General features: G+C 33.8%; 12 protein-coding genes. 11 read left to right on the plus strand and 1 reads right to left on the minus strand.

All coding sequences use genetic code 11. The annotated features are described in order from the left end of the window. Nucleotides 1–109 precede the first annotated feature (109 nt). The 8 genes from PHE88_09890 to PHE88_09925 all read left to right on the plus strand — a co-directional run bounded on the left by PHE88_09890 (nucleotide 110) and on the right by PHE88_09925 (nucleotide 8,790). Nucleotides 110–913 carry an outer membrane beta-barrel protein gene (locus PHE88_09890; protein ID MDD5688126.1) on the plus strand — a complete coding sequence of 268 codons (804 nt, stop codon included), beginning with the start codon at nucleotides 110–112 and terminating at the stop codon, nucleotides 911–913. 125 nt (nucleotides 914–1,038) lie between these two features. Next, nucleotides 1,039–1,527: a hypothetical protein gene (locus PHE88_09895; GenBank protein MDD5688127.1), complete on the plus strand. Its 489-nt coding sequence runs from the start codon at nucleotides 1,039–1,041 to the stop codon at nucleotides 1,525–1,527. A gap of 44 nt (nucleotides 1,528–1,571) precedes the next feature. After that, on the plus strand, nucleotides 1,572–2,057 hold the full coding sequence (locus PHE88_09900; GenBank protein MDD5688128.1) for a hypothetical protein: 486 nt from the start codon (nucleotides 1,572–1,574) through the stop codon (nucleotides 2,055–2,057). Between the two features lie 158 nt (nucleotides 2,058–2,215). Further along, nucleotides 2,216–3,127 (plus strand): rhomboid family intramembrane serine protease, encoded by a 912-nt coding sequence (locus tag PHE88_09905; GenBank protein ID MDD5688129.1) that lies wholly within the window; start codon nucleotides 2,216–2,218, stop codon nucleotides 3,125–3,127. 245 nt (nucleotides 3,128–3,372) lie between these two features. Next, complete coding sequence (locus PHE88_09910; GenBank protein ID MDD5688130.1) at nucleotides 3,373–4,074, plus strand: hypothetical protein; 702 nt, start codon at nucleotides 3,373–3,375, stop codon at nucleotides 4,072–4,074. 76 nt (nucleotides 4,075–4,150) lie between these two features. Further along, nucleotides 4,151–7,078 carry an intein-containing RctB family protein gene (locus tag PHE88_09915; protein MDD5688131.1) on the plus strand — a complete coding sequence of 976 codons (2,928 nt, stop codon included), beginning with the start codon at nucleotides 4,151–4,153 and terminating at the stop codon, nucleotides 7,076–7,078. A 186-nt stretch (nucleotides 7,079–7,264) separates the two neighbouring features. Then, entirely contained in the window at nucleotides 7,265–7,948 is a 684-nt protein-coding gene (locus PHE88_09920) for a CHAP domain-containing protein (protein ID MDD5688132.1), read from the plus strand. 206 nt (nucleotides 7,949–8,154) lie between these two features. Continuing rightward, entirely contained in the window at nucleotides 8,155–8,790 is a 636-nt protein-coding gene (locus tag PHE88_09925) for an SGNH/GDSL hydrolase family protein (GenBank protein MDD5688133.1), read from the plus strand. 50 nt (nucleotides 8,791–8,840) lie between these two features. Here PHE88_09925 and PHE88_09930 read toward each other — a convergent pair whose 3' ends face one another. Then, a complete protein-coding gene (locus tag PHE88_09930; protein MDD5688134.1) occupies nucleotides 8,841–10,025 on the minus strand; it encodes a hypothetical protein in 1,185 nt (394 codons plus the stop codon). Between the two features lie 189 nt (nucleotides 10,026–10,214). Between PHE88_09930 and PHE88_09935 the strand changes: the two genes are divergently transcribed. Genes PHE88_09935 through PHE88_09945 form a run of 3 tightly spaced genes read left to right on the plus strand, consistent with a single transcriptional unit; the run spans nucleotide 10,215 to nucleotide 15,686 of the window. Next, on the plus strand, nucleotides 10,215–11,849 hold the full coding sequence (locus PHE88_09935; GenBank protein ID MDD5688135.1) for a hypothetical protein: 1,635 nt from the start codon (nucleotides 10,215–10,217) through the stop codon (nucleotides 11,847–11,849). Next, a complete protein-coding gene (locus tag PHE88_09940; protein ID MDD5688136.1) occupies nucleotides 11,827–15,096 on the plus strand; it encodes a hypothetical protein in 3,270 nt (1,089 codons plus the stop codon). The genes PHE88_09935 and PHE88_09940 overlap by 23 nt, the downstream gene beginning before the upstream one ends. 11 nt (nucleotides 15,097–15,107) lie before the next feature. Further along, nucleotides 15,108–15,686, plus strand: a complete 579-nt coding sequence (locus PHE88_09945) for a PH domain-containing protein (GenBank protein ID MDD5688137.1) — start codon at nucleotides 15,108–15,110, stop codon at nucleotides 15,684–15,686. Nucleotides 15,687–15,688: the final 2 nt, after the last annotated feature.

The following is a 15,688-nucleotide window of genomic DNA, read 5'->3' on the forward strand; positions in this document are numbered from 1 at the left end:
GAAAAAAAAAGTAAAAAATATAATGAGAACAATTCTACCGCTTTGACTTCTTTAGTTTTAATAATATTTTTGGAAAAATAATGATATGATAGGAATGTTAGTATTGATTATGATTTTTTATTCTGGTATTAGTTCGTATTTTGCAAAAGAAACTCCTAATGAAATAGCAAAAGTTCAAAATTATAGTTATTATAGTAAAGAGGTAACTTTAGATAAAGGAAAAGAAGATGGTATTAGAAGCAGACAGTTGTACAACGTATATAATAAAGAGAATGAAAAAATTGCAAAAATCGCGATAACAGCTGTTTCGCAAACTACTTCGGTTGGAAAAATAATGAGAAGGTATAACAAAAAAATACCAAGTAAAGATGATGTGTTAAAATATACTGGGAATAGAATGAAAACATGTGAAATAGGTGGAACTGGTTTATTGTATGGATTTCCAGGTGGCTCAATGTTTAGTTTGGCAGGTGGTAGTGCAGGTGGTGAAGGAGGAGCAGGTTATTATGAGTATAAAGGAATATCTGGATTAGGTTTTAGAGTTGGATTGGGTTACTTTGAAGATACAAATGGCGGATGGAGTAATCAATATTCTGAAAAAATATTTTATTCTTATCCAATATTATGTAAATATCATTTTTTTAATGATACAAATTTTTCACCATATGTTGGGTTAGGAATAACTTACAATGAAATAACAATTGCTACAACAGATAAAATAAATGATTTAATTGTCGGTAGTAATTCTAAGACTTATAGTGGATTTGTTCCAACTACCAATATTGGTTTCAACATTTATGCTCTTAGAACATTTCAATTTGGATTAGATTACCAGTATTTGTTACGCGTTAAAAATAAATACAACAATACATATTTTGCTATATTGTCAGCACAGGTTAGTGTTAATTGGTAAGGGACATCGGGAATGGTTCTGGTTATGGTGGCGTAAATTTGGTTCCCTCATTTTCGAACAATTTTTATAGAAGTATTTTTGAAATGATAATACAAGATTTTCTTTTCAAACTTTAGGGTGAAAATATGAAACGAAGAATAATATTATTACTGGTTTTAAGTGTAATTTGCGTGGGTGGGTGTAAATCCAAAAAGAAAGCGGAGGATAACCCGATAATTAAAACGGATAAGGTGTATTACAGACAAGAAGAAACTATTAATATTATTGTATCCAATGAACTCAAAAAAGAAATGACTTTCTACCCTTGGCTGGGTTGGGACAGCGTATTTATTGAGAAAAAGAATGTTTCAGGTAACTCATGGGAACCATTACTGGTCAGCAAAAGGATGAATGTAAAAATTGATTCGTTCATGATGTACTTTCAACCTAAAGAAAGGAAATATTTTGACTGGGACCAGACAATATTAGTTAAAAACCATCGTTCCTGGCGGGTTTTTACAGGCAAAGGGCGATACAGAATTAAATTTATTTACTGGACGGATTGTCATTACACTACCCTGCAAAAAAGTTGTGAAAAACATTCAATTTATTCAAACGAATTCGTAATAAAATAAAAACGGGGACGTCCTTAGTTTTTTACCCGAAAAAGGAGGAAAATATGAACAGCCAGACAGTAAAACCAACCGGATGCTGTGAGCCGTTTAATCCTGAACCGTGGCAGGACAAAGAAATCACATGGAAAGATAAAGTTTTTGTAAAAGACCATGTTACCAGTTTTCTGCATATTCCCCTGAATATGGGAAATAAAATCGTCAAAAATCTTGGACTGATTGACAAAGCAAATGCCAAAGCGCCGCACCAGTTAATGTTAACTGATGAAAAATCTCTTTGGGGTGCGGATATTTATATTGATGTTAACAAAGAAGTTCCCGGTGCGAAGATGGCAGCACTTTCGGGAACATTTCTAACAAAAGTCTTTGAGGGACCGTACCAGAATGCCGGTAAGTGGGCAAAAGAAATGACGGAACAAGTCAAAGCCAAAGGAAAAGAATTAAAAAAACTGTATTTTTCATACACCACTTGCCCGAAATGTGCCAAAGCATACGGTAAAAATTACGTAGTACTTTTCGCCCAGATAAAATAAAAAATAAGGATTTTATTCTCATAATATTTAATATAAAAACAACTTGGTAGAGTCATAATTCAATTACAATTTTCAATTTCATCATGCCTATTATAACTATTTTGATTATTTGTGTAAATGTGGTAATTTATTTATTAACATCAAATTTATCCATATATTTGATTAAAGGTTTTGCTGTTAACCTCAATAACCCATCAATTCTATCTATAATTTCCTCTATCTTTTTGCATGCTAATATAGAACACTTGCTAAGTAATATGTTGGCTTTGTATGTAATAGGATCTGTGGTTGAAAAAAGATTTAAGCCGGTAAATTATGTGGAAGCATACATAATTTTCGGTGTTATTGGCGCTTATAGTGAAGTGATTTATCATTATATTGCTGCTCGCGGAGTTGAAGAATATGCATTAGGCGCTTCAGGCGCAATTTCCGGATTAGGTGGTCTGGCAATAGTTTTATGTTCCTCGACATATCAACTTTATGGTTTTGAAAAACCAATAATATTTTTTAGATTTTCAACTTGGGCGTCATTAAGTACTGGCAAACAAACCATTCCTTTTGAATGGCATCTTTCTTTTTTAATCATGCTTTTTCAAATGTTTATTATAAATGTTATGGTAGCCACTAGTCTTACAAAATCAGAATTACTAAATAATAAGGTTGGTATTTATGCTCACATGGGCGGTTGGATTGGAGGTATAATTTTAGCATTTTTAATTAGATTCTCACCTAAAGGGAAAGGAGAATACTATAAAACCCTTGCCCGGCGTAAATTTTTAGCAGGTGACTGGTGGACAGCAGGAGAGTTGCTGGATAAAGCAAATACTCTTTTACCTGCTGATCCATTGATTGCGCTTTGGCAGGCACGCTATTTCCAAATTATTGGGGATGCAGATAATTGTTTCAAACATTTTAAGAAGGCTTCGCAATTATTTAATATAGCAGGGGATAAAAAAAAGGCTAAAGAGATTAACGAAGAGATTGAGAATGTAATTGTCGCAACCCCTGACGTATGTCTAAAGCGATTTCTTAATATGAAAGTTCAAGGATTCGAGGAAAAAGGTATTTAAAAAACAGGAATGGTTCTGGTTTAATATAGTTAGCGTAAATTATATCTATGACACAGTGTCCTTTAAAAAAGGTTGATGATTACAGGTGAGAGATTGAGAAAACGGGGGCGGGAATAAGGGACATAGATAATTAGATAATATGGGGACTATTCTGGTATTCGGGCTTCTCCAGTTTTCAATAATAATCTTACACTAAAAACATGAAATAATTTTGCCATTTTATCTTAACAAGTCTTGAATAATATATGAAAAAAATAACAATTGTAATATTAAGTTTAGGAATGTTTTTTACGTTAAGTATATCTACCTTAACATTTGGAGAAAGTAAATATCAAAAAACTAAAAAACAATATAAAGCATCTACTACCAAAGACAAAATAAAGAACGACGACAATGTTTTAGTAAATTGGGAAAGTTATAAAAATAAAAAAAATAGAATTGAATTAAAATATCCCGATAAAATTATAAAACTTATAGAAGATGGCACAAAAATAAAATTAATTCACGCAATTCCTTATAAACATTATGATTTTTGTGACGAAAGCGATGATCAGCCAATGGTAAATGAGTTCACGGATTTTGATGTTACTATTGAAGTCGTTCATAAAAATTTAAAAGAAGCAGTTTCTGAAAAAGAATTGCAATTTGTCGCAAAATACTTTAAAGATGATATGTTATATAATGAACCAGGTTTTATTGATGATATTAGTATTGGCTCATTAAAAGGTTACCAGATAACATCTCAATGTGAAGGTTGTGGAACTTATAATTATTATTTTATTTTGAATTCAAAAAATACTTTACATATTAAAAGACAAATGATCCCCGAAGTTAAATCTATATGTGGTAATCATGAAGAATATCTAAAATTACCTGGAGTTATTTCACAAGAAAAAGAACAAGAAGTGTTTAGTAAAATAATTACTACTTTTAAATTGTTGGAATAATAATTTATTATGAAAAAGTAAGAACGGAAAAAACGTAGACGGTTTGTTTTAATATTGTAAGAGTAAAAACATATCTATGACACAGTGTCCTTTAAAAAAGGTTGATGATTACAGGTGGAAGATTGAGAAAACAGGGGCCATGAATACCGAGGGGCTTATTTTTGCTTCTGAGAAAATGGTTTCTAACATTTGTAATGACAATGCTACCCAGCAGGTTGCGAATGTTGCTGCACTACCGGGAATACTTGGAAAATCACTTGCTATGCCTGATATCCACTGGGGTTATGGTTTCCCTATCGGCGGTGTTGCAGCGTTTAGTCTCAATGATGGTGTAATTTCTCCTGGTGGGATTGGTTACGACATAAATTGTCTTTCGGGTGATACAAAAGTTTTACATGAGTTGGGTTTTACATTAAGAATCAAGGATTATGAGCAGATATGGCAGAAAGAAAAAATTGTTTGTATAGATTTCAATAAAGACACTTCTTTAACGACGAATATTGAAAAATTCCTAAAATTCAAACCAAAAAACAGAGTTTATAAAATAAAAACCAAATCAGGTTTGGAAATAATTGCAACGGAAGATCATCCATTTTATACCGAAGACGGAATGATTCCTGTCTCTAATCTTAAAGAGGATAAAGAAGTAGCAGTTTACAATTTTAAAGGTGTTACTTACGAAAAACCTTCAGACGATATAATTGTTGATGAAAAAGATGTAGAAAGAAAACTGTTAGAACTTTGCAAAGTGCGTGGAAATACAATAAAACAGGTAATGAACCAATTGAAAAAGCGGAATTTATTGCCATTAAAATATAATTCGCCGCAACTTCCATATCTTTTAAAGATTATGGGTTATGTTTTTGGTGATGGTAACATCCATTTTGTTGGAAAAACTGGTAAAGGTGTAACATCTTTCTATGGTGAAAAGGAAAATCTTGAAAAAATCAGAGATGATATTTTTGTTTTTGGGTATGAATGTTCAAAAGTTTACCAGAGGCAGAGGAACCACAAAATTAAAACGCTCTATAAAGAATATAGTTTTCAAACAATAGAAAGTTGCTGTATGTCAAGGTCAAGCAGTCTGGCTATTCTTTTAATTCTTCTTGGTACACCGGTTGGGAATAAGACATTACAAAATTATTCGGTGCCTGAGTGGATATTTAAAGCGACTTTATGGCAAAAAAGACTTTTTTTGGCAGCATTTTTTGGCGCTGAAATGTCGAGTCCAAAAACACTGACTAAACATGGTTATAATTTTTATTTGCCTACGGTTTCAATGAATAAAAATGAGAATTATCTTGATAGTGGAAGGACATTTTTAGAACAAATTGCTGAACTACTTAACGAATTTGATGTTGAAACTAATACAATTTCTTGTAGGATGGAATACATAGGCAAAGAAAAGAAAAAATCCCATAGATTTAGGTTACAGTTATCAAACCAATATAAAACTTTAATAAATCTTTATAGTAAAATTGGGTTTGAGTATAATCAAAAAAGACAGTTTTTAGCAAATGTTGCCGTAAATTATTTACAGGAAAAAGAAAAACTTGTTATTAAGCGTGAAAAGATAGCACAATATGCTTTAAGTTTAAAAAAACAGGGTTTAAGTGCCGGGAACATTTATGATATGCTTGAGCAAAATGACAGAGAATTTGTCAATTTTAGGTTTATTGAAAGATCAGTTTACGAAGGTAGAAAAGGCAGTCCGAGAGTTGCTTTCAAATTTTACGAATTTGATGAATTTGTTAAACAGAAAACTTCAGGGTTAGGAACATCCGGCATGGTTTGGGATAAAATTATGAGTAAAGAAGAAATAAAATTTAACGATTATGTTTATGACTTTACGGTTTCTCACCATCACCATAATTTTATAGCAAACAATTTTGTAGTTTCAAATTGCGGCGTCAGGTTACTGCGGACAAACCTTTCTAAAAAAGATATTAGTAAACATATAAAAAATCTGGTGGCTGGGTTTTTTACAAATATTCCGTCAGGTGTTGGTTCAACGGGTAAGTTGAATTTATCAACACAGGAAGTTAAAAGTGTTTTGGAGAAAGGTGCTAAGTGGGCGACTGATAAAGGGTTTGGTGAAAAGAGTGATTTGGAAAGCATTGAAGAAAAAGGAATGCTTAATGGCGCGGATTCTTCCAATGTTTCTAAACGTGCGATAGAAAGGGGACAGGAACAGCTTGGAACACTTGGTGCGGGGAACCATTTTCTGGAAATTCAGGAAGTTGTTGAAGTTTATGATGAAAGTATCTCCCAAAAACTCGGGATTTTCTTGGGGCAGATTACAATTATGATTCACACGGGCAGCCGTGGTCTGGGTTACCAGGTTTGCGATGATTATATTAAGGTAATGCTTAGTGCAGCGAGAAAATACGGGATAAACCTTCCGGACAAACAGCTTGCCTGCGCTCCTGTTCTGTCAGATGAAGGCAAAAAATATTTTTCTGCAATGGCGTCTGCGGCAAATTACGCATTTGCAAACAGGCAGATAATTACTCACTGGATTAGAGAAACATTTATGAAAATCCTTTCAAAATCGCCGAATGATTTAGGACTTGAAACTGTCTATGACGTCGCCCATAATATAGGAAAATTTGAAGAACACTTTGGTAAAAAAATATTTATTCATAGAAAGGGAGCGACTTGCTCATTTCCGGGCATACCTGTTTTAATTCCGGGGACTATGGGAACTGCAAGCTATGTTCTTGTCGGGACTGAACAGGCACTAAAAGAAACCTGGGGAAGCACCTGTCACGGTGCCGGCAGGGTAATGTCAAGAACACAGGCGTTAAGAGGTCTTCGCGGGAACGAACTTGCCAAACAACTTGAAGGTGAAGGAATTGTGGTCCAGGCAAAAGAGTGGAAAACGCTTGCAGAAGAAGCGCCAACTGCATATAAAGATGTAAATTTAGTTGTTGATGTTTGCCATAAGGCAGGAATCTCAAAAAAAGTTGCAAAAATGAAACCATTGGGTGTGGTAAAAGGGTAAAGTTATTGAAAAACTGGTTTTTCGCTAGACGATGTTTTCTTAACGCTTAAAAAATCTAAAATTGCTAAACTCCTCGCTTTGCTCGTCAAACATAGCAATTTTCTAACGATTTTTTAAGCTAAAAACATCTAAATCGCTCAAAACCAGATTTTTCAGTCGGGGAAAGTTGAGTTGGTTTAAGGATATATGAAAAACATTTCAAAATATTTTTATTTTATATTTTTTATTAATTTCTTTTTGGGGTGTGCTTCTATTAATTATAGTAAAGATAAATTTTGGTATAGAAAAGAAGAAGGATTTGCGAGAAAAGAAATATTGAGATGTGCATACAAAATAAAAAGTAAAGACCCTTCATATGAAGAAAAAATGAAAATTTACGACCCGGTAAAAGATGAAAAAATTCCTTATATAATAGACTGTTCAGGTTTTGTCCGCGCAGCCTATACAATGGCGGGGATTACAGAACTTGAAGAAAGAATATCGAAAATTTCAGGAGCAAGTAATGTTGTCAGAATTTGGCATGTATTAAAAGCACAAAATAGAATATATAATAAAAATGTAAAACCGAACAAAGGTGACTTAGTGTTTTTTGATAATACTTATGATAGAAACGGCAATGGAAAAGTTGACGATACTCTTACCCATGTAGGAATTGTTGAAAAAGTGGATGGTAAAGGAACTATAACATTTATACATAGTTCAACTAAAAGAGGCGTAATCTTTTCACTTGCCAACCCGCATTATTCAAACAAAGAAAAAATAAATATGCAATTAAGAAAGGAAACAAATAAAGACCCAAAAGGAACAAAATATTATTCCGGCGGGTTAATAAATTCTTTTGGAACAATATTTAAGGTACCGTCAAAATAAAATAGATTGACAAAATAAAGAATTAGGCAGAGCAAGCTCTGCCACTACAATTTATATGTAGTTGCCGACCTTGGTCGGCATTAACTTGATGTATAGGAATTTCAATGTTTAGCAGAGCTAACGTTCTGCGGCTACAATATCAATTGGTTTGTAGCTGCAAAGCGAAGCTTTGCTTAACTTGTGAAAATAAAAAAGGAGGTAAAGTTATGGAAAAAGTATTTTTTAAGGAGAACGAGACAATTCTTTTTCAGGGTGACAGTATTACAGATTGTAGCAGGAATAAGGAGAATGGCAGCAGTCTGGGTGGCGGGTATGCAATGTTTACTTCAGCGTGGTTAATGGCAAAATATCCGCAGTATAATTTAAAATTTATAAATCGCGGAATAAGCGGGCATAGAACAAAAGATTTAGTTGACCGCTGGGATAAGGATTGCATAGATTTAAAACCCGACTGGCTCTCCATTTTAATAGGTATCAATGATACATGGAGACGGTATTCAGAAAACGATCCGACATCTGCTGAGCAGTTTGAAAAAGAATATCGTATTTTACTGGATAATGTTTTAGCAAAATTAAGCGTAAAATTAATTATGTGCGAACCGTTTGTCCTGCATTGTACTGATGATCTGAAATTATGGCGGGAAGATTTAAATCCTAAAATAAAAATAGTCCGCAAACTTGCTAAGGAATACAACGCAATATTAATACCATTGGACAAGATTTTTCAGAAAGCGTGCAAGTTGCAATCTCCAAACTACTGGGCAGGAGACGGAGTACACCCAACACTGGCAGGACACGCATTAATCGCACAATCCTGGATGAAATATTCAGGCTTAAAATAAGCGACTTCGTCGCATGATTACACAGATTGTAAAAGGTGGTTACACAGATACTACCATCGCATAATCATTACTTTGGTTGGATTATCTGCAACAAAACCTTGGTCATTTAATAAGCTTAAGTGCGGCTCAGCAAAGCCTGCATGCATTATTAGATCATAGTTATTTAATATATTATCAGGAATACCATTCTCACCGGAATCTTTATAAATCACTCCCACATGATCCCAATAACCATACATATTATCACCTTCCGGATAATCAAAAAATATAACATCTCCAGGTTTAATTTTTCCTCCAAAGTCAATTTTTACGGGTTTTTTATTTTCACCTGTTGAATCATATAAATTCCCATCAGGGAATAAATAAATATTGCCGACAACTTTTTTAAGTAAACCCGTTAAACCACTAACATTTGTGAGAGGGATATTTTTATCGGTAGATTTATTATAAGAAGCAACAACAAGGTCGGCACAATCAATACCGGTATATTCTTTAACTTGAATCTCAGTTGAACCGAATACTCCCGGAACATTAAAATATGAACTCATCCATCCCAAATAGCTGTTATCATATCTGAAGAAGATTTTATGCACATCTGGTTTTATCCCGTAATAATTCGTACTTTCTTTTCCTGGTGTTGAAATAATTTTTTCTTTATTGGTTTCATCAAAATATTTAATTGACACTTTGTAGCGCATAACACCCATACCGTCATTTATGTCATATTCTTTAGCTGTCGGATGCGCATCTACATTTATCTGCCATTGATTTTTGAATTTAACTAACTCCGTCTCTTTGTATTCAATCGTATCATAGCCAATCCAACCTCTATTTTTAGAGCAAAACGGTAAATGTGCATTAGCATAATAATCAAATTGCGGGATTTCAGGGTCGTTACTGCCTAATTTGTTATGTATCATATACGGTTCAACTTTATACCATTGAATTTCAATTTTGCCTAACTCATTTTCATCCCACTTTTTTATGTCTGATAATGAGATTGTTTTTTCATCAATTTTTATGTTTTTTGCTGATGTAAAATAAGTTATTTTCTGATTAGAATTTATTTCTACAATGCAGTATAAATTTATCTTTTCATTTTTTAAAACATATTTTGGTAATTGTGTAGCGATGTTGTCATTTACGGATGAAACAAGAAAGATTTTAGTTAATTCAACTGCATTAACAAAAGTTAAACAGAACATAAATAATATAAGATAATAAACTTTTTTCATGTTTGTCTAATTCCACTGTTATACTTTTATGAAATTAATTGTTTTTATTATACCAAAAAAATGACAAATATCAATCTTGACTATTTTTTAAAATTTGGTATTATACGTGTAAATTCCAATATGGATACTGAAATATTACGAAATAGAACCATTTATAAACAAAAATCACCCACCCTCGTAATATTTAGTATGAGTGTCCTCTTCCTAACAACGTTCATTTTGTATCTTAACTTCCCGACACAAGCATTTGATTACGATTCTTACAATTATGCCCTTTGCGTTGAAAAACGTCCCCTGTATGAATACCAGATTTTCAACCCGCATCATCTATTGCCTATTAGATGGATAGCATATTTTTATGAAGGGTTAAAATCAATCGGATATCAAGGGAGAGCATTACCTGTTCACCAAGTATTCAACAGCTTTTTTGGTGCTCTGGGAGTTATTCTACTTTTCAGTACAGCATATTTCTGTACACAAAAAATAATTGTTGCTTTGGGAGCATCAATTATACTTGCCAGTTGTTATCAATACTGGTATATAAGCACTTTCGGCGGGTTTTATGTGCTGGTTGCATTTTCTTTACTTCTTTTATATAAAGTTGTGTGTACTGATATTGTAAACAGTCAACCTATACTTGGTTCTCGTTGGATTTCTTTTGCTACTGGTCCCACCAAAACAATTCTCTCTAAAGATATTCTGAAAAGATATTTTTGGTTCGCCATTATAGGATTTTTGCAAGCATTAACAATACTGGTTCACCAAACTAATGTTTTGGCAAGTTTTTTTGTCGGAACAAGCTTATTCTTTCGCAAAGATCCTTGGGATCAGCGAATAATTGGAATTATAATTGCAATTTTTTTCTCGATTTTAACAATAGTGCCTCCATATTTCTATGTTGGGTATTCTAAACAAGAAAAGCGAAATCCTAAAAGCTTTTCGCGATGGTTCACTACTTATGCCCACGTACAAAAATGGGGTGTATGGAGACCTACTAATATAACTGACGCAAGCAAAGAAGTTTTTTATGTATGGTTTGGACCATTGTCGAGGTCTGGCCCGCAATTATCATTAAAGGATGCAACAGTGCAGAAACATTTTTTAAAATATTTGGGTCTTGCATTATTGCTTTACCCCATAATAGCAGGTTTTGGTTTTTTCTTTCGTTATGGTGTTTTTTGGCTTTTATCGTGGATTTGGCTACTACCTTTTGCAATATTTTTTACCGCATGGGAACCGGGCACAGGTGCTTTTTGGGCTTCCACTTTACCTCCAACAGTATTATTAATTTGTCTTTCAATTTCAGATATTTCAGATAAATTTTATAAACTACCCTATAGAAAACCCTTGCAGTATTTAATTTCTGTCTCGTGGTTGTGTCTATCAGTATATTTTGCCTGGATTAACTGGCAAACCAATATTTTTCCGGAATCTCACGGAGGTAAAACTATACCCACTGCTGAGTCCCAAGCAATTATGAATATAACCAGACAGGGAGATGCGATTTTGTTTATGGGACGGTCGATAGATGAACAGCGGATTGAAGCAGAATTCCCAAATTTGCATTTTATTTCTTTTTACGACGAACTTGCTTGGGCTTTTGGCAGCCAACAAAAAGCACAAAATAAAATTTCAAATCAGATTCAGCAATTTAAAAAACAAGGACATCGAATTTTTATAAACAATGGAATTATTCAGGGCAGTCGGTGGAATCTGATTATGATGGATTTCCCGAACGTAAGCAATGAATTGCTGAAGAATTTTCTTTCCAATTACCAATCCAAACAGTTAAAAGATACAAATGTATTTCAAGAAATTCAATAAATCAATCATTATCTTAATAGCCATACTTTTTATAAGCATAACAAAGATTTATGCAGAAATTGATATTTTTGAAAAGTACACATTTTTAGGACAACCTGCAAATGACATTGAGCATTACAATTATTCCGAAGATAAAATTTATGCTCCTTCTGCCGGTGCTTATCAAATTGGTAATGGGAAAATGTTTGCAACCGTTGGAATGTTTAGTCCAATATGCACGCTTTCTTTTATATGTGGACCTGTTTACGATGAACCTTATTTAGGACAGGAGATTTTATATGTCTCAATCGGCGGAAAAACATTACAGTGGGAAAAACAACAAATATACCGTATTAAGGATGCAGATATTGTAGTCAGCCGCCTTAGCAATCAAACAGTAGAATTAACAGTGGTTGATTTTGTCCCCCCGGAATTACCTGTAATTTTTCGTATTATACAAATTACAAATAAAAGTTCTAATAAATTAACCAATATAGGACTGCAGTTTCATATCAGTAAATTGAATAAAAAAAAGAGCTGGAAATTTACAAAAAACTCAGAACCTGAAGTTCGCATACGGATTCCAAATAGAAAAAATATTAGATGGTACGGATTACAAACCATCGGACTCAAACCAAACGTAGGCAAAGGAAAGGTATCTTATACTATCGCTTCAATACCAACGGAACAGACATGGCAAGGTTCGCATATAATCATTGCAGCAGACCAAGAGAAACAACTGCAACCAGTTTCAAAACAGATATCAGATAACAATACCGATTTCCTCCAGCAAACATATGACCATTGGAAGAAATGGATAGATGATACTGCTGTACTTGAAATAAACGACCCTGTAATAAAACGTATTTTTGACGCTCAAACAATTTTTCTAAAAACGCAACAATCTAATGTAGGCGGCTCTTCTCCGATGGCTGGCTATAGTAATATTTGGGTACGAGATATGAATGGTCCTGTGAGGTTTTTCCTGAGAATCGGAAAATTTCAAGAAGCAAAAGAAAATTTAGACTGGTTTTATCAATTTACAGGTAGGACAAGCTTTTTACCAACATCTACAAGAGCAGCTTATTCATTGCCAAAATGGCCGTCTCAAATTGATTGGTCAACCTTAAGCATTGATTCAGCAGAATATCCTTCATGGATTGTACTTCAACATTATTGGTATTACCAATACACTGGGGATTTGGAATATTTGAGACCGCGTTTTTATTATTTAAAACAGTGTTTGCTGGGTCAGCCTATTAGCAAGGAATATCTGCTCCCGTTTAATACTGATGAAGGATATTTTTGGGCATTGCAAAGTCGGTTATTTGACCAAATTCCGGTACATAACTTCTTGGGGTTACATTCTTATTCTCCTGACTCAGCTTTTACCTATGTTGCCGCTGAAGAAGCGTTATCCGAAATAGGAAAACAATTAGGATACAAAAAAGATTCTTTACAGTTACTTCAACAGGCAAAAGAAATAAGAGCAAAAAGCGAGCAAACTTACTGGCTAGAAGATTTAAAATATTATGCTCCTGCTTTATCGCCATCCGGAAAATTATACAATTTCCCTCATAGTACTATTTTACTCAATTCGATATGGTCTGGCTATTTATTGCCGGATGAACCTCATGCTAAACACAGTATTGAAGCAGTATTAAAATTCTTATCAAATAAAAAAATGTATTTGAATACAAGTCCGGAACTACCATACTTTACAGGGATTACAATGGGATTGTTGTTATCCGATCTCGCACGGATGTCAGATAACCAGGCAGAATCAGCTTTACAAGCAATTAAAGATGCTTCATCGCCGGCCGGTGAATTTGGAGAATTTCATGATATGAACGGCAAACCGTGGAGTTTGCCATCCTGGGGTATAGGTACATATGGGAGAGCAAAACCATGGGACGGCGGGATAATTGCAGATGCAATTTTAGAATATCTGACTGGTATACAACCTGATGCAATTAACAAAACCTTAACACTATCCCCTCAATTACCAAAAGGTGTTAATTCCATGCGTTTTGGACCGTTTAAAATGGGTAACAATCAGTATATTCTGTCTGTAAAAGAAGACCACATCGGGGAACGAATATATGAAATACAGCAAATTGCGGGGGAAACAACAAATATAAATTTAAAATTATGCTTACCGACAACTCAATACATTTTTATTTCAAACGATGGAAAAAATGCCATACAAGTGAAACCTACCGAAGTTTTATCTAATAAGTTAGAAACACAAAAAACGTGGATAGTTAAATCTGAATATCAGCCTTGTGAACCGGCAATCTCTCAACCAACATCATTTACCAATCCTCCACATATATCAATATTCTCTGGTTCAGATATAGTATGGGTTGCTGCCGGAGACGCAGAAAGTTATAATTGGCTTGTGCAATTTGGGACTACGACATTTATTGACATTGAAATGCCGCTATCACCGGAAGAGTTGGTTAATAGTTTTTATGATGTCGAGAAAAAATTATCCAAAACACGTTTATTGATTTTTGGTCCGGGAGCATTCAGTATTGGTCCCACGACATGGAAAGGACAGGATTTTTGGAATAGCTCTGTTTTACGTAATTCTTTGACTGCTTTCTTAAAAGAAGGCGGAATTATTATTGTTATGTCGCCCCCGTCTGCACGCATGGGAACAGAAGTAAATTTACCTTGGTTGAAATCATTTATTAACGGCAAATGGTCACATACTGGCAAATCCGGACATGCAATAGCAGTTAATCCTAAAAAAGTATATTCATCAAAAGAACTAAAACCAGTATCCATTAATAAAGAAAAATCAGGTATAATAATAACTTGGAATTTAAACTCAAAAGAAAATTATATTATCAAAACAACGGGTTTATTAAAAGTGAAATATCAGTCAGGTTGGCAGGATGTTATAAAAAAGAAACAAGAACAAACATATACTGTATCTCCGGAATGGATACATGAAAACAAATTGATAGTTATGGTAACCGATTTGAATACTATTTTAATGCAACGGAAAACCAAGATAGTGCCATCGCTTGCGCAACGTCTCGGATTCCCACAAGACGTAATTATAGGTTCAGCATCCACGGGATTAAGACCTAGCGGGTCTTTTAAGTCACCTGTTTTAATCAAGAACCGCCCAAAAGACGCTGCTTTAATTTTCACTTCTACGGAAAAAGGTCTTTTTATTAAAACAACACTTAATCTTAAGGATTTGAAACCATTAATTATTTCTTTAATAAACGGTAATTATTTAAAAAATCAATAGGAGGATAAAATATGCGTCAGAAAATGGCTGAAAAAATTCGCAGTATATTGTCATTATGGTCTTGGAAACATCAAATACCTTTGGAAAAAATAATTTTGAAATTTAAACCTAGTATTGTTGTTTGGTTGTTAGATTATGTTATGGCAATCACTGGTTGGTTTATTTGTAGATTTACGGCTTCTTCTGTATCTCCATGGATAGCGAAACAAATTGCCGTTTTATTTAAGGGAACACGGCCGGAATGGTATCAAACAAATTTAACCCATATTTTGTATGCTGCCGGCTGGATTTTTATTTTGATTGCCGTTATTTATAATTTGCGAATGCTAACTACGATATATTACTTAACTTCCGATGAATTGGTTATTTTTACAGGACTGATTCATAGGTTTGTAATTCACATTCCACTAAAACAGATACGAACAGTGGTTTGTCGTTCAAGTTTATTGGGAAGGATTTTATTATATGGAACCATTTTGGTTGATGTCGATGGTTCTGTAGGATTGATTTTTCTCGATAATGTCTCTTTACCACATCGCAAACTCAAAAATATCCTTATAGCAGCAAAACTTGTCAAAGACATAAAATAGCG

The organism is Elusimicrobiota bacterium (genome assembly GCA_028718185.1).
In the GTDB taxonomy this organism is placed as follows: Bacteria; Elusimicrobiota; UBA8919; order UBA8919; family UBA8919; genus JAQUMH01.